20 protein-coding genes are annotated in these 19598 nt (G+C 72.7%); 11 read left to right on the forward strand and 9 right to left on the reverse strand.

Annotation, left to right across the window (positions count from 1 at the left end; all coding sequences use genetic code 11):
* Positions 1 to 38 precede the first annotated feature (38 nt).
* Entirely contained in the window at positions 39 to 1013 is a 975-nt protein-coding gene (locus AB0A65_RS19315; protein ID WP_359952928.1) for a hypothetical protein, read from the forward strand.
* A 90-nt stretch (positions 1014 to 1103) separates the two neighbouring features.
* A complete protein-coding gene (locus AB0A65_RS19320; protein WP_359952930.1) occupies positions 1104 to 1610 on the forward strand; it encodes a glutathione peroxidase in 507 nt (168 codons plus the stop codon).
* Positions 1611 to 1624: 14 nt separating this feature from the next.
* Here the strand turns inward: AB0A65_RS19320 and AB0A65_RS19325 are convergent, their stop codons facing one another.
* The 3 genes from AB0A65_RS19325 to AB0A65_RS19335 are packed head-to-tail and all read right to left on the reverse strand — an operon-like array spanning position 1625 to position 4667.
* Positions 1625 to 2281, reverse strand: a complete 657-nt coding sequence (locus tag AB0A65_RS19325; RefSeq protein WP_359952931.1) for a response regulator transcription factor — start codon at positions 2279 to 2281, stop codon at positions 1625 to 1627.
* The gene (locus AB0A65_RS19330; RefSeq protein WP_359952933.1) at positions 2278 to 3240 is read right to left on the reverse strand and encodes a histidine kinase; all 963 of its coding nucleotides are present in this window, start codon (positions 3238 to 3240) and stop codon (positions 2278 to 2280) included. Before AB0A65_RS19330 ends, AB0A65_RS19325 begins: the two co-directional genes overlap by 4 nt.
* Positions 3237 to 4667: a serine hydrolase domain-containing protein gene (locus tag AB0A65_RS19335; RefSeq protein ID WP_359952935.1), complete on the reverse strand. Its 1431-nt coding sequence runs from the start codon at positions 4665 to 4667 to the stop codon at positions 3237 to 3239. Before AB0A65_RS19335 ends, AB0A65_RS19330 begins: the two co-directional genes overlap by 4 nt.
* 436 nt (positions 4668 to 5103) lie before the next feature.
* Here AB0A65_RS19335 and AB0A65_RS19340 point away from each other — a divergent pair, with 436 nt between their 5' ends.
* Positions 5104 to 5274 carry a hypothetical protein gene (locus AB0A65_RS19340; RefSeq protein ID WP_359952937.1) on the forward strand — a complete coding sequence of 57 codons (171 nt, stop codon included), beginning with the start codon at positions 5104 to 5106 and terminating at the stop codon, positions 5272 to 5274.
* Between the two features lie 121 nt (positions 5275 to 5395).
* Entirely contained in the window at positions 5396 to 7666 is a 2271-nt protein-coding gene (locus AB0A65_RS19345; protein WP_359952938.1) for a beta-L-arabinofuranosidase domain-containing protein, read from the forward strand.
* On the opposite strand, the gene AB0A65_RS19350 is transcribed toward AB0A65_RS19345, so the two are convergent.
* Both AB0A65_RS19350 and AB0A65_RS19355 read right to left on the reverse strand, forming a co-directional pair.
* Entirely contained in the window at positions 7663 to 9153 is a 1491-nt protein-coding gene (locus AB0A65_RS19350) for a hypothetical protein (protein WP_359952940.1), read from the reverse strand. The genes AB0A65_RS19345 and AB0A65_RS19350 overlap by 4 nt on opposite strands.
* A 19-nt stretch (positions 9154 to 9172) precedes the next feature.
* Positions 9173 to 9682, reverse strand: a complete 510-nt coding sequence (locus AB0A65_RS19355; protein WP_359952941.1) for a SigE family RNA polymerase sigma factor — start codon at positions 9680 to 9682, stop codon at positions 9173 to 9175.
* A gap of 212 nt (positions 9683 to 9894) precedes the next feature.
* Here AB0A65_RS19355 and AB0A65_RS19360 point away from each other — a divergent pair, with 212 nt between their 5' ends.
* Complete coding sequence (locus AB0A65_RS19360; protein WP_359952943.1) at positions 9895 to 10335, forward strand: nuclear transport factor 2 family protein; 441 nt, start codon at positions 9895 to 9897, stop codon at positions 10333 to 10335.
* A 42-nt stretch (positions 10336 to 10377) separates the two neighbouring features.
* Here the strand turns inward: AB0A65_RS19360 and AB0A65_RS19365 are convergent, their stop codons facing one another.
* Entirely contained in the window at positions 10378 to 11256 is an 879-nt protein-coding gene (locus AB0A65_RS19365; protein WP_359952945.1) for a LysR substrate-binding domain-containing protein, read from the reverse strand.
* Positions 11257 to 11341: 85 nt separating this feature from the next.
* On the opposite strand from AB0A65_RS19365, the gene AB0A65_RS19370 reads away from it, so the two are divergent.
* Positions 11342 to 11803, forward strand: coding sequence for a hypothetical protein (locus AB0A65_RS19370; protein WP_359952946.1), 462 nt, complete (start codon positions 11342 to 11344; stop codon positions 11801 to 11803).
* Complete coding sequence (locus AB0A65_RS19375) at positions 11796 to 13373, forward strand: multicopper oxidase domain-containing protein (RefSeq protein ID WP_359952948.1); 1578 nt, start codon at positions 11796 to 11798, stop codon at positions 13371 to 13373. Before AB0A65_RS19370 ends, AB0A65_RS19375 begins: the two co-directional genes overlap by 8 nt.
* Here the strand turns inward: AB0A65_RS19375 and AB0A65_RS19380 are convergent.
* On the reverse strand, positions 13370 to 13957 hold the full coding sequence (locus AB0A65_RS19380; protein WP_359952950.1) for a helix-turn-helix domain-containing protein: 588 nt from the start codon (positions 13955 to 13957) through the stop codon (positions 13370 to 13372). The two genes, AB0A65_RS19375 and AB0A65_RS19380, sit on opposite strands and share 4 nt — an antisense overlap.
* A 122-nt stretch (positions 13958 to 14079) precedes the next feature.
* Here AB0A65_RS19380 and AB0A65_RS19385 point away from each other — a divergent pair, with 122 nt between their 5' ends.
* The 4 genes from AB0A65_RS19385 (at position 14080) to AB0A65_RS19400 (ending at position 18205) form a co-directional block, all read left to right on the forward strand.
* Positions 14080 to 16131 (forward strand): cellulase family glycosylhydrolase, encoded by a 2052-nt coding sequence (locus AB0A65_RS19385; protein WP_359952951.1) that lies wholly within the window; start codon positions 14080 to 14082, stop codon positions 16129 to 16131.
* Between the two features lie 83 nt (positions 16132 to 16214).
* Complete coding sequence (locus tag AB0A65_RS19390; RefSeq protein ID WP_359952953.1) at positions 16215 to 16742, forward strand: DinB family protein; 528 nt, start codon at positions 16215 to 16217, stop codon at positions 16740 to 16742.
* A gap of 116 nt (positions 16743 to 16858) precedes the next feature.
* A complete protein-coding gene (locus AB0A65_RS19395; protein WP_359952955.1) occupies positions 16859 to 17476 on the forward strand; it encodes a hypothetical protein in 618 nt (205 codons plus the stop codon).
* 81 nt (positions 17477 to 17557) lie between these two features.
* Positions 17558 to 18205 carry a CatB-related O-acetyltransferase gene (locus AB0A65_RS19400; protein WP_359952957.1) on the forward strand — a complete coding sequence of 216 codons (648 nt, stop codon included), beginning with the start codon at positions 17558 to 17560 and terminating at the stop codon, positions 18203 to 18205.
* Here AB0A65_RS19400 and AB0A65_RS19405 read toward each other — a convergent pair.
* Both AB0A65_RS19405 and AB0A65_RS19410 read right to left on the reverse strand, forming a co-directional pair.
* Entirely contained in the window at positions 18198 to 18944 is a 747-nt protein-coding gene (locus AB0A65_RS19405; RefSeq protein WP_359952959.1) for an ankyrin repeat domain-containing protein, read from the reverse strand. The two genes, AB0A65_RS19400 and AB0A65_RS19405, sit on opposite strands and share 8 nt — an antisense overlap.
* Complete coding sequence (locus AB0A65_RS19410) at positions 18944 to 19516, reverse strand: heme-binding protein (protein ID WP_359952961.1); 573 nt, start codon at positions 19514 to 19516, stop codon at positions 18944 to 18946. Before AB0A65_RS19410 ends, AB0A65_RS19405 begins: the two co-directional genes overlap by 1 nt.
* Positions 19517 to 19598 lie beyond the last annotated feature (82 nt).

Consider the following 19598-nt stretch of genomic DNA (forward strand, 5'->3'; position numbering starts at 1 on the left):
AGCGCGGCGCGACCGCGCGGGCCGGACAGGAGTGCGTCATGGCTTCCGAACCGCGGGCCGCCTTCGGCCGCCGCGGCCTGCTGCTGGGGGCCGCCGCCCTCGGCACGACCGCGGCGATCGGCGCCGCCCCCGCCGCGGCCGCCGTCCCCGGCTTCCCCACGTTCACCCGCCTCGGTGCGGCGCTGGACAAGTCCACGCTGAGCTACGCGCCGGCCCGGAAGGAGATCATCTTCCCCTCGGTCCGGAACGTCGCCGGGAAGGTCCGCAACCCGCTGGGCAACTGGTACATGTACTACGCGCCCCACGACGACCCGGGCGGCATCTGCCTCGCCTACGCCGACTCCCTCGCCGGGCCCTGGAAGGAGTACTCGGCGAACCCGATCATCGACCGGAACTGGAACGGCCACTTCTCCGTCCCGCACGTCTCCAGCCCGCACGCGTACTGGAACGCCGCCGACGGGAAGATGTACCTGTACTTCCACGGCGACAACCGCACCACCCGCGTCGCCACCTCCACCGACGGCCGCTCGTTCACCTACGTGGGCACGGTCCTCCACACCTCGATGCTCCCGTCGAACGTCACCGAGGCGTCGTACGCGCGGGTCTTCCCGCACCCGACCAAGTCCGGCATGTACATCATGCTGTTCATGGGCGCCCAGGCCGGGACCCGGAAGATCTTCATCGGCTGGTCGCACTCGCTGACCTCGGGCTGGCAGTTCAGGCAGGAGCCGCTCATCTCGCCCGGAGCGGGGGAGGAGGGCCAGCTCTCGGGCGCCCACTACTGGGGGCGCAACGGCGGCGGCCACGTCGTCTACCACGGAGGCGACGGCCGCATCCGCGTCGCGTACGTCGGCACCAGCTTCGACCGCGAGGACCACCTGGGGGTCCTCTACACGGAACCGCAGGCCACCCGCGCGGCCGCGCCGAGCTTCGCCGAAGAGGGCGGCCGCCTCTACATGTTCTACGAGGCAGGCGCTCGGAGCAACACTGGCATCGCCATCGCCCGCACCTGATCCCGCCCGACCCTTGCCCGCCGGGCGTCCCCGCACCGGACGCCCGGCGGGTAGGTTTGCCGGAGCAACGGCGACGACGGAGGGGGACCCATGGGACAGGACCTGGGCACGATCGGCTTCAACCGCAACGACGGCACCGCGGCGGTCCTCGACGACCACCTCGGCGACGTGGTCCTGATCGTGAACACCGCCTCGAAGTGCGGCCTGACCCCGCAGTACGAGGGCCTCCAGGCCGCGTACGAGGAGTACCGCGACCGCGGCTTCACGGTCCTCGGCTTCCCCGCGAACGACTTCATGGGCCAGGAGCCCGGCACCGACGAGGAGATCGCCGAGTTCTGCTCGGTCCGGTACGCGGTCACGTTCCCGCTCATGGCGAAGATCAGCGTCGCGGGCGAGACCCGCCACCCGCTCTACACCGAGCTCATCGCCCGCCGCCCGGTCATCGAGGGCAAGGCCGACGCCGACGCGGAGGTCCAGTGGAACTTCGAGAAGTTCCTCATCGACCGCAACGGCGAGGTCGCCGCCCGCTTCGCCCCCACGGTCGCCCCCGACGACCCGGCGCTCCGCAAGGCCATCGAGGCCGAACTCCAGCGCTAGCCGCTCACTTCGCCTCAGGGGCGGGCCACCAGGCCCGCCTCGTAGGCGAGGACCGCCGCCTGCACCCGGTTGCGGATGCCGAGGCGCGTGAAGATCGCCGTCATGTGGCCTTTGACGGTGCCCTCGGACATGTAGAGCCGCTTGCCGATCTCGTAGTTGGACATGCCCTCCCCGAGCAGCCCGAGGACCTCCCGCTCCCGCGGGGTCAGGCCCGCGATCCGCTCCTTCTCCGGTGTGGGCCGGTCGAACCCGGCCGCGCCCATCTTCGCGATGACGCGGTGGGCGATCCTGGGGGACAGGTACGCGGCGCCCTCGGCGACGGCCTTGATCCCGAAGATCAGCTCCCGCGGGTCGGCCGCCTTGAGCATGAACCCGCTCGCGCCCTCCCCGAGCGCGCGCATCACGTACTCGTCCTCGTCGAACGTCGTCAGCATGACCACCGCGGTCGCCGGTGCGACGCCGCGGATCTCGACCGCCGCCGACAGCCCGTCGAGCCGCGGCATCCGGATGTCGAGGACCGCCACGTCGGGCCGGTGCTTCCGCACCAGCTCCACGGCCTCCGCGCCGTCCCCGGCCTCCGCGACCACCTCGACCTCGGGATCGCTCGCCAGGATCGCGGCGACCCCTGCCCGGATCACGGCCTCGTCGTCGGCCAGCAGCACTCTGATCATCGCTCCCCCTGCAACGGCATCCGGGCCTCCACGGCGAACCCGCCGCCGCGCCGCCCCGCACTGAACGACCCGCCGAGCAGCCGCACCCGCTCGGCCAGCGCCGCCAGCCCCGAGCCGCCCGGCTCCAGCCGCGGCACCGCCGCGCCCCCCGTGTCCAACACCCGCACCAGCACCGCTCCGTCCTCCCGTTCGATCAGGACCGCGACCGCCGCGCCCGGGGAGTGCTTGGCGGCGTTGGTGAGCGCCTCCTGCACGACCCGGTAGACGGCCCGGTCCACGAGCGGTCCGAACACCTCGTCGCCGCCGTCGAGCCGTACCTCCAGGCCCGCTTCTGCCGCTCTTGCCACGAGCTCCCGCACGGGTTCGTCGACCGGTGCGACCGGCGCGGCCTCCTCGCGGAGCATCCCGAGGGACTGCCGGAGCCGGTCGGTGGCCTCGACCGCGTTGGTGCGCAACGCGGCCGCGGCCTCCCGGTGCCGCTCGGGCAGGTCCGGCGCCAGCTCCAGGGCCCCGGCCCGCAGGGCGATGAGCGCCAGGTCGTGGCCGACCGAGTCGTGCAGGTCCGCGGCGATCCGGGCCCGCTCCACGGCCTGCGCCCGCTCGGCCACGAGGTCCTGCTCGCGTTCGAGCCGCGCGGTCCGCTCCTGCTCGGCCTTGAGCAGTTCGACCTGCTGGCGCCGGTACCGGCCGCCGAACCACGGCAGCATCACGAACGCGCCCAGGACCATGAACATGGTGACGCCCTCGCCGCGGTCGGCGAACATGACCGGCACCGTCAGCGCCGCGGCGACCAGCAGCAGGTGCGCGCCGTAGCGGAAGTCCACCCGCCGTCCGTACAGGTACGCGAGCAGGGCCAGCACCGCGAACGCCCCCTGCCGCCAGGCCGGCAGCAGCACCGTGTCGACGCCGTTCACCATCGCCGCGGCCGCGATGAGCGCCAGCCCTGCCCCGTAGATCACGTCGCCGAGCCTACCGACTTGAGCCTCCACGCCCGGGCGGCCGCGACCGCGACCCCTGCCACGGCCGCCGCCATCAGCGTCAGCGTGAGCGGCAGTGCGAAGTAGAACATCTGGTTCCAGGGGATCGTGCGGCCGTTGGAGATGAACGAGACCGCCGCGGGGAAGGCCGCGAACACGACCGCCGGGATCAGCACCGGGACCATCCGCAGCGCGGTCCGCCAGACCTTGCGCCCGGCCCGCTTCTCGGCCCAGCGGCGCGAGCGGACCACCCCGAGGACCCCGAGTCCGATCGCGGCCAGCGCCGCCAGCAGGAGCACCAGCTCGTAGACCTGCCCGTCGCGCGAGGGCTCTGCGGGCGTGCCGCCCTCGGTGATCGCGGCCAGGCCCTCCATGGCGCCCCAGGTGACGTCGGCGAGGCCGGCGCCGGTGCTCATCACCGCGATGCCGTACCCGGTGGCGGGGTCGATCCACTCGACCGAGTTGTAGGTCATGAGGTTCCCCGAGTGGTTCAGCGTCCCGTCGGCTTCGACGCCCCAGCCCATCCCGTAGTCCTCGACCGCCGAGGGGGTGTGCATGGTTTCGAGGCCCTCGGCGCTGACGAGCTGCACGCCTTCGCCGTTCTGGCTGGCGAGCCACCGCCCCATGTCGGCGGCGCTGGTGATGATGCCGCCGCTGCCCGAATTATCGAGGAACCCGGGGGCCTCCTCGCGGGGGATCCACCACCCGTACAGCGAGTTGTAGCCCAGGCCCGGCATGACGTCCTCGTCGCGGGTCGCGCTGTCCTCCATGCCGAGCGGCGTGAAGACCCGCTCGCTCATGAAGTCCGCGAACGACTGCCCCGAGGCGACCTCGACCAGGCGGGCCGCGACGTTCAGGTTGGCGTTGCAGTACGCCCAGTCGGTGCCCGGGTCGGCCGCGAGCGAGTCGTCCGCGAGGCGGGACACGTACTCCTCCAAGGAGCCCGCGTCGTCCAGCTCGGTGACGTCGATGCTCGTGTCGCTGAACCCGGAGGTCTGGTCGAGGAGCTGGCGGACCGTCACCTCCCCGGCCCGCGGGTCGGCCATCGCGAACTCGGGGAGCTGCCCGGCCACCGGGCCGTCGAGCTCGATCGCGCCCTCCTCCACGAGGATCATGACGGCCATGGCGGTGAAGGACTTCGACACCGAGGCGACGCGCATCGGCGTGCGCTCGGTGACCGGGTCGCCGTTCGAGTCCTCGCCGTACCCGGCGGCGAAGACGGTCTCCGCGCCGTGGGTGACGACCGCGGACAGGCCCGGCACGCCGGTGGCCTCCACGAGGTCGGTCAGGTAGGCGTCGTACGCCTCGGGGTCGGGGGCGGTCTCGGCGTGCGCCGGGGAGGCCGATGCGGCGATGACCGCGGCGGCCGCGAGCGCGGCTCCGATGAGGTTGAGGGCCTTGCGTTCCACTTGGGTGGCTCCGTTCTGGACGAGTACCCGGTGAACGTTATTGCGGCCCTGACCTGCTGCCATCGGAAGAAAGTCGGGATCTGCCCCTGACGAAAGTCAGGGGTCGCCCGGTCACCCGTCTCCCCAGCTGGAACCCTTTGCGTGGGATGTCCGCAATCGTCCCACCATGCAAGAACTCCTACCCCCTCGATGGGGGTCCTGGTATGGTCGAGCCATGCGAACCGCCGTACGACTCACCCGGCGGCGCGCCATCGACCAGATGGGCGCCGCAAGCGCCCTCTGTCGACCTCTGATGCGATAGCCGGACGCGCGCCCAGCGCCGCCCGGCCGATCCCCGCCTCCCACGCGGACCCACCATTTCCGATCACGCGAAGCCCGTGCCCCGTCCCCACCGGACGGCCCCCGGGCCAGCCATCGACGAGGGAACTCAGAGCCGATGCAGCACCGACCCGACCACGCGTTCAAGATGCGCCACCCGTACCGCCGCAGGATCATCGCGGCCGCCGCCCTGGCATTGGCGGTCGCCGGCCTGACCGCGGGCGTCGCCGACCACGCCACCGCCGCGACCCAGGACACCGCGGGCGACCACATCGAACGACCCCAATAGCGAACCACTGAAGAACCTGGGCCTCCGTCTGGTGGGACGGGGGCCTTTCCTTGTGCGCCCCGGCCGCGCCCCTCGGGTAGATTGGCAACGCAGATTTACCGGTACACATCCAAGGGGTCCGATGCACGCCTTCCCGCTCACCCGAGTCACGCTGCTGGACGGCCCGTTCAAGCGGGCACTGGACACCGACCTCGCCTACGTCCTCGCCATGGACCCCGACCGCCTCCTCGCCCCCTTCCTCCGCGAAGCCGGACTCGAACCCGCCGCCCCCGGCTACGGCAACTGGGAGGACTCCGGCCTCGACGGCCACATCGGCGGCCACTACCTCTCCGCGCTGGCCCTCCTCGCCGCCGCCACCGGCGAACCCGAGCCCCGCGAACGCCTCGACCGCATGGTCACCGAACTCGCCCGCGCCCAGGACCACCTCGGCACCGGCTACGTCGGCGGCGTCCCCGGCGGCGCCGCGCTCTTCGAGGGCCTCCGCGGCGGCGCCGGCGTGCGCACGCTCGGCTCCAGCGACCACTGGGTCCCCTGGTACAACCTGCACAAGACCTTCGCGGGCCTCATCGACGCCCACGCCGCCCTCGGCCACGAGCAGGCCCTCAGCGTGGTCCTGCGCCTCGCCGACTGGTGGCTCGACATCGCCGAGACCATGGACGACGACGCGTTCGAGGCCATGCTCGACACCGAGTTCGGCGGCATGAACGAGGCGTACGCCGACCTCGCCGCCCTCACCGGCCGCGCCGACTACGCCGCCATGGCCCGCCGCTTCTCCCACCGCGCGATCCTCGACCCCCTCCTCCAGGGCCGCGACGACCTCACCGGCCGCCACGCCAACACCCAGATCCCCAAGGCCGTCGGGTACGCCGCCACCGCGGCCGCCACCGGCGACCCCGCCCTCGAAGCCGCCGCCCGCCACTTCTGGCACCAGGTCGTGGAGCACCGCTCCGTCGCCCTCGGCGGCAACTCCGTCCGCGAGCACTTCCACGCCGCCGACGACTTCACCGCCATGATCGAGGACCGCGAAGGCCCCGAGACCTGCAACACCTACAACATGCTCGAACTGACCCGCCGCCTCGCGGAGACCCGCCTCGAACCCGCCCACCTCGACTTCGCCGAGCGCGCCGCCTACAACCACCAGCTCGCCTCCCAGCACCCCGGCCACGGCGGCCTCGTCTACTTCACCCCCATGCGCCCCCGCCACTACCGCGTCTACTCCCAGCCCCACACCAGCATGTGGTGCTGCGTCGGCACCGGCATCGAAGCGCAGGCCAAGTACGGCGAACTCGTCTTCGGCGAGCACGACGGCGCGCTGGCGGTCAACCTGTACCTCCCCGCACAGCTCGACGCGCCCGAGTTCGGCGGCCGCATCCGGGTCCAGACCCGCTTCCCCTCCAGTGCGAGCGTGACGGTCTGGTTCGACCTGGACGAGCCGCGCCGCTACACCCTCCGCCTGCGCGTGCCCGGCTGGAGCGACGGCCTCGCCGACCTGCGCGTCAACGGCGAACCCGTCGACACGACGACCGAACCGGGCGCCGTCCTCATCGAACGCACCTGGAGCAAGGGCGACGTGGTCGCGTTCGGGCTCCTCACCCCGGTCCGGGCCGAGCGCCTGCCCGACGGCTCGCCCTGGCAGGCGTACTTCGCCGGGCCCGTGCTCCTCGCCGCCCGCAACGGCACCGGGCACCTCGACGGCCTCCTCGCCGACGACTCCCGCATGGGCCACGTCGCCCACGGCCCGCTCCTGGGCCTCGGCGACGTCCCGATCGTCGCCGACCTGCCCGCCGAAGACGTCCTGGAGCCCGTTGCGCCGCTCCGCTACCGGCTCGCCACCGCCGACCCGGTCGGATCGGTGGAACTGGAGCCGTTCAACGGCCTCCACGACGCCAGGTACACCGTCTACTGGCCCGTCGCCGAGCCGTCCCGGACCGCCGAACGCAGGGCCGAGCTCGCCGCCTCCGACCTGGGGTCCCTCGCGCTCGACCGCATGACCGTCGACCAGGTCGCGTTCGGCGAGCAGCAGCCCGAGAGCGACCACGCCTTCCGCGGGGACGACACGCAGGTCCACACCGGCGCCGACGGCCGCCGCTCCCGCTCGACCGCCGCGACGATGGCCGTCACGCTCAAGGACCCGGAGGCCCAGGCCCGCGGGCTGCGGATCGGGTACCGTCTCGACGGCCCCGCGGCCGTCGCGGTGCGCCTCGGCGGCGTGCTCGTCGCCGAAGAGCGCTGGGACGGCGGCGACGAGTCCTTCGACCTCGACTACCGCGTGCCCGGCGGACTCAAGGCCGAGCGCGACGGGTCGCGGCTCGACCTTGAGTTCACGGCCCTCGACGGCCTCCCGACCCCCGCGGTCACCACCGTGCGCCTGCTGCGCTGGGCCGCGCCCTAGCGGTCGTACTCGGCGGGGTCGTAGACGGGCGCGGGCAGGGCCGCCGCGAGTTCGATGACGTCCTCCAGGCCGTAGCCGTCGATCTCGCCCTCGAAGTTGGTGGAGAACGTGACCGCCCAGCCGTCGGGATCGAAGACCGCGACCCAGTAGGAGTGGGAGTCCCCGATGTCGAAGACGCGGGTGGCGACGGTGCGGCCGTCGACCTCGGTCTCCTCGCAGATGTCGTCCTTGTCGTCGCCGTCGTCGCAGCTGAGGAGGTACGGGTCGGAGCCGGTCGTGGGCGGCGGGAGGCCCGGCAGCCAGCCGCCCGGGAGCGTGTACACGACGTTCGCGGTCACCGCGTAGCCCGCGTCGTCGGCCAGCGGCAGCGCGAACGTGCCGTCGTAGTCGCGGCGGACCGGTCCGGACATGATGCCGCGCTGGACCGCGTCGGCGGAGCGCAGTTCGACGCCTGGGTACGCGGCGTCGAGCACTTCCGCGATCGCGTCCATGCTGGCCTGCATGTCGTCCCGGGCCGCGCCCGGCCACGCCTCGTCGTAGGGCCAGCCCGCGGGGATGTCGAGCAGTTCGTCCACCGGCACGAGTTCGCTGGTGTCGTACTCGATCTGCGGCATGGCGAGCATCGCGTCCCGCAGGTCCTCCACCGCCATCTCGCGGCCCTGGCCCTCGCAGTCGAGGTCCCATGAGGACCGCAGCGCGGAGCCGTTTGGGTATACGACCGCGGCCTCCAGGGCGCAACCGTGGTCGGCGGTCATCAGCGTGCGGCCGTCGTCCAGCTCCTCGGTGGTGAACTCGGGCGCGTCGCCGGTCCACGACGCCTCGTCCGAGATGAGGTGCTGCGGGAACGCGACGTCGCCGGTCGGCCCGGGCTCGGCGGTCCAGCCGCCGGGCGCCAGCGCGTTGACGGTGAAGGAGGTCTGCTCGGCCTCCTCGTCGCCGTCGCGGGCGATCAGGCCGCGCAGGTAGACCTGGCCGGAGTTGCCGGTGTCGTTCCAGGGTCCGAACTGGAGCGGCAGGTCGTGGTAGCCGAGTTCGCTGAGCGCGGAGTAGTAGCCGGCGCCCTCGTCCATCGCGGCGCGGATCTCGTCGTCGGAGGGCCGGTCGTAGTCGAGCCGGCCCTCGTCCAGGAAGCCCGAGTCGACCGCGAGGCCGCCGAAGGCGTCGCGGAGGGACTCGTCCAGAGCGGGCTGGCGCTGGTCCCAGACGTCGGGGGCCGGGCCGGAGTACCCGGCCGTCGCCGGGTCGAAGTCGAAGCCGTCGCCCGCCGGGTACTCCTGGGGGGCGGGGGCGCCGCCCAGGGAGAGGACGAGGACGGCGGCCAGGCCCGCGACCGCGGCGGTGGCGCCGCCGCCGACAAGGGCCCGGGAGCGGCGGCGGGCGCGGTAGCCCGCCTTGAAGACCGCGTCGAGGTCGAGCGGGGCGTCCTCGGCGTCCGTGTCGGGCCGTGCCCGCCGGAGCATTGTCGCGGGGTCGTCGTGCTGGTGCATCGGTCGCGCTTCCTTTCGGTCAGGCCCTGACGGGTTCGGATTCGGCGAGGAGGCCGCGCATCTTCGCGAGTCCCTTGGCGCACTGGCTCTTCACGGTCCCGGCGGTGCAGCCCATGGCCGCGGCGGTGTCCTCGACCGACAGGTCCTCCCAGTAGCGGAGGACGAGCGTCGCGCGCTGCCGCGCCGGGAGCCGGTCGAGCGCCGCGACGACCGCGAGCTTCACGTCCACGTCCTCCTGCGGGTGGCCCGCGGGCCGGTCGGGCAGGTCGTCGTCGGTGCGCTCGCGCCTGACCCAGGCCAGGCGCCGGTGGGACAGGTACGTGTTGACGACGATCCGGCGCACGTACGCGGGCGCGCCGACCGGGTCCACGCGCCGCCACACGGAGAACGCCTTGGCGAGTGCCTTCTGGACGATGTCGTCGGCCTCGAACCAGTCCCCCGACAGCAGGTACGCCTGCCGTCGCAGGGTGCCGCGGTGAGCCTGCGTGAACGACCGGAACTCGGCCTCCTGCTGCTCCTTGCTCTTCATTCGGCCTCTCTCGGATGACGGGTGCGGGGGCGCCGTGCCCTGGTGCGTCGGTGGATGCGGGGCCCGGCGATGTTCATAGGCGGGCGGGGGCGGGCCGGGTTGCCCGGATCGGGGACGTGTTCCAGGTCTCCGTCCGGAGATGTCACATTCGGGGAGGCTGTCCCGTCATTGTTCCGAAGGCGATCAGTCGGCCGGAGGAAGGGAACAGGACGATGAGCAAGCAGCGCGAGGCGGAAGAGGCGGCGATCCGGGAGCGGATCGGATCGATCGTGGAGGGGTTGCGCGCCAAGGACCTCGACGCGCTCGGGCGGCTGTACGAAGAGGACGTGGTGTCCTTCGACGTCGAGCCGCCGCTCCAGCACGTCGGGGTGGACGCGAAGCTGAGGAACTGGGCGAACGTGTTCGCCGTGTTCGCCGAAGTGGACTACGAGCTGCGGGACCTGCGGCTCACCGTGGACGAGACGGTCGCGTTCGGACACGGCTTCGGGCGGCTCAGCGGGAAGCTGAAGAACGGCGCGGTCACCGAGGGCATGTGGGTGCGGGCGACCTTCTGCCTCGTGAAGTCGGCGGGGGAGTGGCGGATCGCGCACGACCAGGTGTCGGTGCCCTTCGACATCGCCACCGGCAAGGGGGTGGTCGACCTGCGGCCGTAGGGGACCGGCCGCAAGGAGCGGCGGGCCCGCTCGGCCCGGCGCTCAGATTCCGGCCCAGTTCCATTCGAGGATCTGCGCCCGCATGAGGCGGGCGGCGGCGGGGAGGCGGTCGCCGTCGGTCCAGTGGAGGCTGAGGGTCCGGTTGCAGTGCGGGTCGTCGATGGCCGTCCAGGCGACGTCCGGGATGGTCCAGGTGGTCCGGGCGATGTCCGGGAACAGGCACACGCCGATGCCGGCGCTGACGAGCGCGAACGTGGCGGCGGGCTCGTCGGTCTCGCAGACGATCCGCGGCTCGCGGTTGCGGTCGGCGAAGAGCCGGTCGAGGAGGCGGCGCTGCCATTGGCCGGGCCGGGTCGTGACGAACGGCTCGTCGGCGAGGTCCTCGACGGACACGCGCCCCGCGGCCGCGAAGCGGTGGCCCGGCGGGGTGGCGAGCCAGACCGGTTCGACCGCGACCACGGCCGACCCGGTGCGCAGGGCCGTGACCGGCTGCGAGGCCAGGCACAGGTCCACCTCCTGCGCGAGGAGGGCGCGCTCCATCTCGGCGGGCGCCATCTGGTGGAGGTGGAGCTCGACGTCGGGGTGCGCGGTGGTGAACGCCGTGAGCGGTCCGGTCAGGGGCAGGAACGTCTCCGAGGCGAGGCGCACGCTGCCCGCGACGCCGCTGAGGGACTCGGCGACCGCGCGGCGCCCGGCCTCCAGTTCGCCGATGGCGCGCTCGACGTGGTCGCGGAAGAGGCGTCCGGTGTCGTTGAGCTGCAAGCGGCCCGCGCGGTCGAACAGGGGCGCGCCGAGTTCGGCTTCCAGCCGGGCGATGCTGCGGCTCAATGACGGCTGGGCGACGCGCAGTTCGGCGGCGGCGCCCGAGAGGTGCTCCAGGCGGGCGACCGCCAGGAACTGGCGCAGGGTGTTCAGGTCCACGGGCGCTCCTCATGCCGTTCGGGTCATAACAGCATAGCGATATTGGTCTTTGATGACTTAACCGTGCGGTCATAACCTTGGTGCCATGCAACGAGAAACGACGATCGACGCACCGCACGCGGCACCCGCGCCGCCGGGTCCGCCGGTGGAGCGGACCGCCGTCAGCGGGTGGGTCCTGCGGGGCGTGTCCACGGCGTACCTGGTCGCGGGGTTCGCGCAGCCGGTGTTCGCCGGGGTGTTCCTGAGCGGCGACTTCGACGGGCTCGCCTGGCACGTGCGCGGCGCCGACCTGGTGTCCTACCTCGCGATCGTCCACCTCGGCGCCGCGATCGCCGTATGGGTCCGGGCGCGCCGGGCGTGGCCGTTCTGGACCTCCCTGGCGCTCGTGGCCGGGGTGACCGCGCAGTACGTCGCGGGCACGGAAGGCGCGCTGTGGCTGCACTTCCCGCTCGGGGTCGCGCTGGTCGCCGGGATCGCCGGGATGTTCGCGGCGGTGTGGCGGCGTCCGCTTCCCCGGCGCCGCAGGGAGGTCCGGGCCGATGGGTGAGTGGAGCGCGCCGGTCTCGCGGCGCCGGGCACTGGGGATCGGGGCCGGGATCGGCGCCGTCGCGGCGGGCGGGATCGCCCTCTCAGCGGCCTGGGCCCGCCGCCCCGCCGAGACCGGGGACCGGCTGCACAGCGCCGTGCCGCTGCCCGAGCCGTTCACCGTCCCGCTGCCGATCCCGCCCGTGCTCGCGCCCGTCGCGTCCACTGCGGACGGCGACCGGTACGAGCTGGTGCAGCAGGAGGCCGAGGCCGAGATCGTCCCGGGGTTCGCGACGCGGCTGTGGACCTACGGCGGCGTCTTCCCCGGCCCCACGATCGAGTCGCGGCGCGGGCGCCACACGACGGTGCTGCACCGCAACGAACTCCCGGTCCCCACCGTGCTCCACCTCCACGGCGGCCGCACCCCCGCCGCCTCCGACGGCTACCCGACCGACCTGGTGCTCCCCGGCGGCTGGACCGGGCACGCGGGCCACTCCATGGCCGACGACCGCGCCGCGGTGTCGAACCTCCAGCGCGAGTACGGGTTCCCGCTCGACCAGCGCGCCGCGATGCTCTGGTACCACGACCACCGCATGGACTTCACCGCTCCCGCGATCTGGCGCGGCCTCGCCGGGATCCACCTCGTGCGCGACGACGTCGAGGACGCCCTCGACCTGCCGAGGGGCGACCGCGAACTGCCGCTGATGATCGCCGACCGGGCCTTCGACGAGGACGGCCAGCTCGTCTACCCCTCGGTCGACCCGAGCCTCACCGGCGAGCACGGGGTCACCGAGTCCTTCCTTGCGGGCGTCCTCGGCGACGTGGTCCTCGTCAACGGCGCGCCCTGGCCCGAGCACGAGGTGGACACCGGTCTCTACCGGCTGCGGGTCCTCAACGCCTCCAACGCGAGGCACTACGAGCTCGAAGCGGTCGCCGACGACGGCCGCACGGTCCCGCTGGTGCAGATCGGCGCCGACCAGGGCCTCCTGGCCGCGCCCGTGCGCCACGGGCGGCTGCCGATCGCGCCTGCCGAACGCTACGACCTGCTCGTGGACTTCGGCGGCCTCCCGGTCGGCTCGGCGGTGCGCCTGCGCAACCGGCTCGGGACCGGCGGCACCGCCGACGTCATGCGGTTCCGCATCGCCCGCGAGGGCACTGCGGCCGCGATCCCCGAGACCCTCGCCGACGACCTCCCCGAGTGGGACCGCGCGGACGCGGCCGTGGTCCGCGACCTCGCGTTCCGCACGGGCCGCATGGACGACGGGCGGCACGGCTGGCTCATCGACGGCCTCCCGTTCGACCCGGCCCGCGCCGACGTCACGGCCCGCCTCGGCGACGTGGAGGTGTGGCGGCTCGTCGCCGACGTCCACCACCCCGTCCACCTGCACCTCGTGGGCTTCCGGGTCCTCTCGCGCGGCGGAGGCGCGCCGCTGGCGCACGACGCCGGGCTCAAGGACACGATCGCGCTGCGCCCGGGGGAGTCGGCCGAGATCGTCACCCGCTTCGACGGCTACCGGGGCCGGTACCTCTTCCACTGCCACAACGCCGAGCACGAGGACATGGGGATGATGGCGAACCTGGAGATCGTCTAGGTCGGCGGCGGCAGCGGGGAGGCCCCGCCCGGGTCGAACGCGTCGAGCACGAGCACCAGGTAGCGGCGCCAGCCGTCGTCCCCTTCGGGCATGACCCACAGGACGTTCGTGAGCAGGCCGAGGACGCGGGCCACGTCGTCGCCGGTGACGTCGGGCCGCATCGTCCCGGCGGCCTTGGCCTGCTCGGCGAGGGCGGCGAGCGGGGCCCGCGCGGGCTCGATGACCTCCGCGGTGAGCGCGGCCGGGTTCGCCGCGGCCGCAAGGGTGTTGCGCTCGCGCTCGACGATCACGAGCACGGCCTCCATGACCACCTGGATCGCGGCGCGCGGGTCGAAGTCCGGGGTGCGGTACAGGATCGGCGGGAGCCGCTCGGTGACGGTCTGCCGCAAGGCCGCGCGGACCAGCGCCTCCTTGTGCGGGAAGTGCCGGAACAGGGTCCGCACGCCGACCCCGGCGCGCTCGGCGACGGCCTCCAGGGGCGCGTCGGGGCCCTGCTCGGCGAAGACGGCGCGCGCGGCGTCCAAGAGCCGCTTCACATTGCGCGCGGCGTCGGCGCGCAGGGCGCGTTCGGCGTCAGGGGGCACCCGCGCATTCTAGACGGCCGCCGCCGGGCACCGCCGCAGCCGCTAATTGACACTCGACTGACATATTTAGTATCGTCGATTCGAGACTCCCGCACGATCCCTTACCCGGCAAGGAGAACCACGTGCACCTGCAATCCCTCAGAAGAGCGCGCCTGCGCCTGACCGCCGTCGCCGCCGCCGTGCTCGCGGTCCTGGCCGCGGGCATCGTCGGCGCCACCAGTGCCCAAGCGGCCCAGGGCTGCACGGTCGACTACCGCGTCACCGCCCAGTGGCCTGGCGGGTTCACCGCGAACGCCGTCGTCACCAACCTCGGCGACCCGGTCGACGGCTGGACCCTCGCCTGGACCTTCGGCGCCGGCCAGCGCGTCACCCAGGCGTGGAACGCCACCGTGACCGCCGCGGGCGACGACGTCTCGGCCAAGGACGCGGGCTACAACCCCGCCATCGGCACCGGCGGCTCGGTCTCCTTCGGCTTCAACGGCTCCTGGTCCGGGACCAACCCGGTCCCGTCCGCGTTCAAGCTCAACGGCCGCACCTGCGACGGCGGCGTCGCCGAGCCCACCACCACCCCGCCCCCGACCGGTGGCGCCTCCGCGATGGACCAGGTCGCGGCCATGCAGCCGGGCTGGAACGTCGGCAACACCCTCGACGCGCTCGGCGGCGAGACCGCCTGGGGCAACCCGCTCATCACGCAGGAGCTGCTCGCGCACGTCAAGTCCCAGGGCTTCAACTCGATCCGCCTGCCCGTCACGTGGGACGAGTACATGGGCCCCGGCCCGGCCTACACCGTGGACCCCGCCCGCATGGACCGCGTCGCCCAGGTCATCGACTGGGCCCTGGAGGAGGATCTCCAAGTGCTCCTCAACGTCCACCACGACTCGTGGATGTGGCTCAACGCCCTCGGCACCGACCACGACAACGTGCTCGCCAAGTACGAGGCACTGTGGACCCAGATCGCCGACCGGTTCCAGGACTACCCCGCGGAACTCTCCTTCGAGAGCGTCAACGAGCCGCAGTTCACCGGGTCCGAAGGCGCCGCGGGCGACGCCCTCACCGAGGAGCTCAACCTCGTCTTCCACGAGATCGTGCGCGGCTCCGGCGGCGGCAACGCCGACCGGCTCCTGGTGCTCCCGACGCTCGTCACCAACGCCGAGCAGCCCCGCCTCGACGCCCTCAAGGCCACCATCGACGGCCTGGACGACCCGATGGTCGCGGCGACGATCCACTTCTACGGCTTCTGGCCCTTCAGCGTCAACATCGCCGGGTTCACCAGTTACAACGCCGAAGTGGAGGCCGACCTCGTCGGCACGTTCCAGCGCGTCCACGACACGTTCGTCGCCGACGGCGTGCCGGTCGTCATGGGGGAGTGGGCCGTCCTCAACTACGACCACAACCGGCCCGGCGTCCACCAGAGCGGCGAACTCCTCAAGTTCTTCGAGGCCGCCGAGTACCAGGCCCGCGACAAGGGCGTCACCACGATGCTGTGGGACGCGGGCCAGTTCCTCGACCGCAGCACGCTGCAATGGCGCGACCAGCACATGTACGAGTACTTCGCGTCCGGTGTGACCACCCGGTCCGGGACGGCCTCGTTCGACTCGGTCTACCTCCCGCGCACCGGCACCATCGTGTCGAAGTCGTTGACGCTCAACCGCAACGGCCTCGACTTCCAGGGCGTGTGGCACGGGTCCACGAAGCTCGCCGAAGGCGCCGACTACACCGTCTCCGGCGACACCCTCACCTTCACCGCCGCCGCGCTCACCCGCCTCGCCGGGGACCGCGCCTACGGCGTGAACGCCCAGCTCGAAGCGCGCTTCTCCGCGGGCGTCCCCTGGCGCGTCAAGGTCGTCACCTCCGATACGCCGGTCCTGTCGAGCGCTACCGGCCCGTCCTCGTCCTTCGCGATCCCCACCCAGTTCAAGGGCGACACGCTCGCCACCATGGAGGCGAAGTACGACGACGGCACCAACGCCGGGACCGCCACCTGGACGTCCTACCAGGAGTTCTGGTCGAACTTCCGGCCCGACTACGCCGCGGGCACCCTCGTCCTGACCCCTGAGTTCCTGGCCGCGGTCACCGACGGCCGCCCCGTCACCCTGACCTTCCACTTCTACAGCGGCGCGACCGCGACCTACACGATCACCGAGAACGGCGGCACCGTCACCGGCACCGCCTGACCCGCCCGGACCGGGGCGCCGACTCAGTCGGCGCCCCGGATTTCCGGTTTGCGGGAATCCTTGCCGCATGCGAGGATCGGCCGATGTCCGACGCTGCACCGACCGACCGCACCGGCCTGCTCCGCTGGCAGTTCGAGCTCACCTGGGCCCTCTTCGAGTACCACCTGGAGCGCCTCGAAGACGACGACTTCCTGTGGGAGCCCGCCGCTCTGACCTGGACGCTCCATCCGGCCGCCGACGGCTGGGAGCCCGACTGGGCCGACACCGAGCCCGACCCCGTCCCGGTCCCCACGATCGCCTGGCTCACCTGGCACCTCGGCTGGTGGTGGTCCACCGCCGCCGCGCACGTCCGCGGCCGCGAGACGGTCGACCGCGCCGACGTCAGGTGGCCCGGCCCCGGCGCCGCCGTCGAATGGCTCCGCGGCCACCGCGACGACTGGGTCGCGGTCCTCGACGGACTCACCGACGCCGACCTGGACGCGCCCTCCGCGTACCCCTGGCCCGCCGACGCCGGACTCACGGTCGCGCACCTGGCCGCATGGGTCAACGCCGAGCTGATGAAGAACGCCGCCGAGATCGGCCAGCTCCGGCTCGCGCGCGCCGCCGCCTGAATCCGCCGGGCGAATCAATGGTGCGGTTGGCACACTCTGGGGATTCTGGGGACCCCCGGCCCTCGTAGAGTCGTCCTCAGCAACCCAAGCACACATTCAAGCGGAGGATGAGCACCATGAGCGAGTACGACGTGACCCCGGACGAGACCGACGCCGGCGTCGAGGACGAGTACACGACCGAGGACGAGAGCTACGGCGGCCTGCCCGGCGTCACGGTCGAGGAGACCTTCGACCTGGACGGCGACGGCTACGCCGACAACACCATCACCGCCGACGGCGTCACCTACATCGACTCCGACGGCGACGGCCAGGCCGACGGCGTGGCGGTCGACTACGACGGCGACGGCGTCTCCGACGAGCTCCTCGTCGACATGGACGGCGACGGCACCTTCGAGACCGCGGTCTACGACACCGACGGCGACGGCGTCGCCGACACCTTCGAGTCCGACACGGACGGCGACGGCGTGGTCGACCAGGTCTCCTACGACACCGACGGCGACGGCTACGTCAACCAGGTCGTCACCGACACGGACGGCGACGGCTACGCCGACGTCGTGGCCACCGACTACGACGGCGACGGCCTCGTGGACGAGATCGAGATCGACTCGGACGGCGACGGCGTCGCGGACACCACGCTCGTCGACTCCGACGGCGACGGCTTCCTCGACACCGTCTACACCGAGACCACCCCGCAGGGCGACTCCTTCCAGTCCCAGACCGGGCAGGTCATCTAACGACTCCGGCCACGTGGCCGGAACCGCTTGAATCCCGGGGGCCGCACCCGCGGCCCCCGGGGCCCACCGAGAGGACCCGACTTGATCCCCGACCCCACCGTCCTGCACCCGATGGCCGGGCAGCCGCGCGTCGTGTTCCTGAAGCCGCTCGTCGAGTCCGAGAAGATCGAGATCGGCGAGTACACGTACTACGACGACCCGGACGCGGCCACCGAGTTCGAGGAGCGGAACGTCCTCTACTCGTACGGGCCGGAGAAGCTGCGGATCGGCAGGTACTGCGCGCTGGCGACGGGGACGCGGTTCATCATGGCCGGGGCCGACCACCCGATGGTCGGGGTCTCGACGTTCCCGTTCGCGATCTTCGGGGGCGAGTGGGCCGAGTCGACGCTCGACATCGTCATGAACGTGGAGAGCCGCGGCGACACCACCGTCGGCAACGACGTCTGGTTCGGGTACGACACCACCGTGATGCCCGGTGTGACCGTCGGGGACGGCGCGATCATCGCGAGCGGCGCCGTCGTCACCGCGGACGTCGCGCCTTACACGATCGTGGGCGGCAACCCCGCCAAGCCGATCCGCAGGCGCTTCAGCGACGAGGACACCGAGCTGCTCCTGCGGGCCGCCTGGTGGGACTGGCCCGTCGCGCTCGTCACCGAGCACGCCCGCGCGATCATGTCCGGCACTCCGGCCGACATCTTCGCGATCGCCGAGGCCAACGGCCTCACCTGACGTTCTCCAGCAGGTCCGCGATGACCCCGTACCCGCGCTCGCGGGCGTGGTCGAGCGCGGTGCGGCCGTTGCGGTCCCGGATCGACGCGTCCGCGCCCGCGTCGAGCAGCAGCGCCGCGATCTCCTGATGCGGCCCCCCGCCGTCGCCGAGCGCGACGGCTTCGAGCAGCGCCGTCCACCCGTTGTAGTTGACGCGGTCGATGTACGCCGCGATCCCGGTGGCCGCCAGCACTTCCCGCACGTAGTCGGCGTGCCCGCGCTCCGACGCCGGGTGCAGCGGGCTGCCGCCGCGCCGGTTCGGGACCTCCAGGTCCGGGCCCGCGTCGAGGATCGCGTGCATCATCGCGACCGACCCGGTCACGCCGCACGTCACCCACGGGGTGTCCCCGAGGTCGTCCCGCGCGTCCGGGTCCGCGCCGTACTCCACGAGCACCCGCGCCGCCGCCACGTGGTCGGCCAGCGCCGCGAGCATGAGCGGGCTGCGGCCCTCCCCGTCGCGCACGTCCACTTCGGCGCCCCGGCCCAGCAGCCGGGCCGCCGCGTCGGCGTCCCCGGCCCCCGCGGCCTCCAGCAGCTCCCGGCTCCAGTCCTCGACGCTCCCGGGCACCTGCTGCACGGTCCGCTCGGTCTCCCGGGCCGAGCGGTGCCCGCGCGGTTCGGGGACCGGCGCGCAGGCGGCCAGCGTGCCGAGTCCGGCCGCGAGCACGAGCCTGCGCCCGATCCCCTTGCGCGCCTTCATTAGCCTTCCAGGTCTTCGAGCGCCGCGAGGCCCGCGAGGGCGATCTCCTCGTCGATGTCGCCGCTGGGGGCGCCGCCGACGCCGATGCCCGCGATCGGGGCGCCGTCGTAGGCCACGGGGACGCCGCCCGCGAGGAACAGGGTCCCGGGGATGTCGGCGACCGTGGCGCCCTCGCCGACGGCGTTCTCCGTCAGGGCGCTGGTGGCCTGGCCCCACGAGACGGCCGTGTACGCCTTGGCCTCGGCGGAGTCGGGGCTCTGCGGGCCCGCGCCGTCGCCCTTGACCATGGCGATCGTGTTCCCGTTGCGGTCGACGATCGCGACGGTGACGCGCTGGTCGAGCTCGGCGGCCTTGTCCTGGGCGGCGTCGAGGACCGCGAGGGCCGCCTCGTGGGTGAGGGCGTTGGTGCCGCGCACCCCTTCGTCCTGGACTTCGGCGACCGCGACGGCCTCGATCGGCTCGGCCTCGGTACCGGGTGCGGCGTAGGCGCTGACGCCCACGATGCCGCCGACGACGGCGATTCCGGCGACGGCCCCGACGGCGAGGCGCTTGCGGAGGTTGATCGCGTGCATTGGTGCTCCTTCAGGTCTGGTCCGGCGGTCCCGCCGGCACTCCGCCAAGTCTTCGGCCGCGGCCCCGCACGCGCATCGAGCG

It is taken from the genome of Glycomyces sp. NPDC047010, assembly GCF_040644205.1.
Taxonomy (GTDB): domain Bacteria; phylum Actinomycetota; class Actinomycetes; order Mycobacteriales; family Micromonosporaceae; genus Glycomyces.

Bases quoted from the DNA above. Each gene is read 5' to 3' on its own strand.
- AB0A65_RS19315 (WP_359952928.1), top strand. From the start codon at position 39: ATGGCTTCCGAACCGCGGGCCGCCTTCGGCCGCCGCGGCCTGCTGCTG.
- AB0A65_RS19320 (WP_359952930.1), top strand. From the start codon at position 1,104: ATGGGACAGGACCTGGGCACGATCGGCTTCAACCGCAACGACGGCACC.
- AB0A65_RS19325 (WP_359952931.1), bottom strand. From the start codon at position 2,281: ATGATCAGAGTGCTGCTGGCCGACGACGAGGCCGTGATCCGGGCAGGG.
- AB0A65_RS19340 (WP_359952937.1), top strand. From the start codon at position 5,104: ATGCAGCACCGACCCGACCACGCGTTCAAGATGCGCCACCCGTACCGC.
- AB0A65_RS19345 (WP_359952938.1), top strand. From the start codon at position 5,396: ATGCACGCCTTCCCGCTCACCCGAGTCACGCTGCTGGACGGCCCGTTC.
- AB0A65_RS19350 (WP_359952940.1), bottom strand. From the start codon at position 9,153: ATGCACCAGCACGACGACCCCGCGACAATGCTCCGGCGGGCACGGCCC.
- AB0A65_RS19355 (WP_359952941.1), bottom strand. From the start codon at position 9,682: ATGAAGAGCAAGGAGCAGCAGGAGGCCGAGTTCCGGTCGTTCACGCAG.
- AB0A65_RS19360 (WP_359952943.1), top strand. From the start codon at position 9,895: ATGAGCAAGCAGCGCGAGGCGGAAGAGGCGGCGATCCGGGAGCGGATC.
- AB0A65_RS19370 (WP_359952946.1), top strand. From the start codon at position 11,342: ATGCAACGAGAAACGACGATCGACGCACCGCACGCGGCACCCGCGCCG.
- AB0A65_RS19375 (WP_359952948.1), top strand. From the start codon at position 11,796: ATGGGTGAGTGGAGCGCGCCGGTCTCGCGGCGCCGGGCACTGGGGATC.
- AB0A65_RS19390 (WP_359952953.1), top strand. From the start codon at position 16,215: ATGTCCGACGCTGCACCGACCGACCGCACCGGCCTGCTCCGCTGGCAG.
- AB0A65_RS19395 (WP_359952955.1), top strand. From the start codon at position 16,859: ATGAGCGAGTACGACGTGACCCCGGACGAGACCGACGCCGGCGTCGAG.
- AB0A65_RS19405 (WP_359952959.1), bottom strand. From the start codon at position 18,944: ATGAAGGCGCGCAAGGGGATCGGGCGCAGGCTCGTGCTCGCGGCCGGA.
- AB0A65_RS19410 (WP_359952961.1), bottom strand. From the start codon at position 19,516: ATGCACGCGATCAACCTCCGCAAGCGCCTCGCCGTCGGGGCCGTCGCC.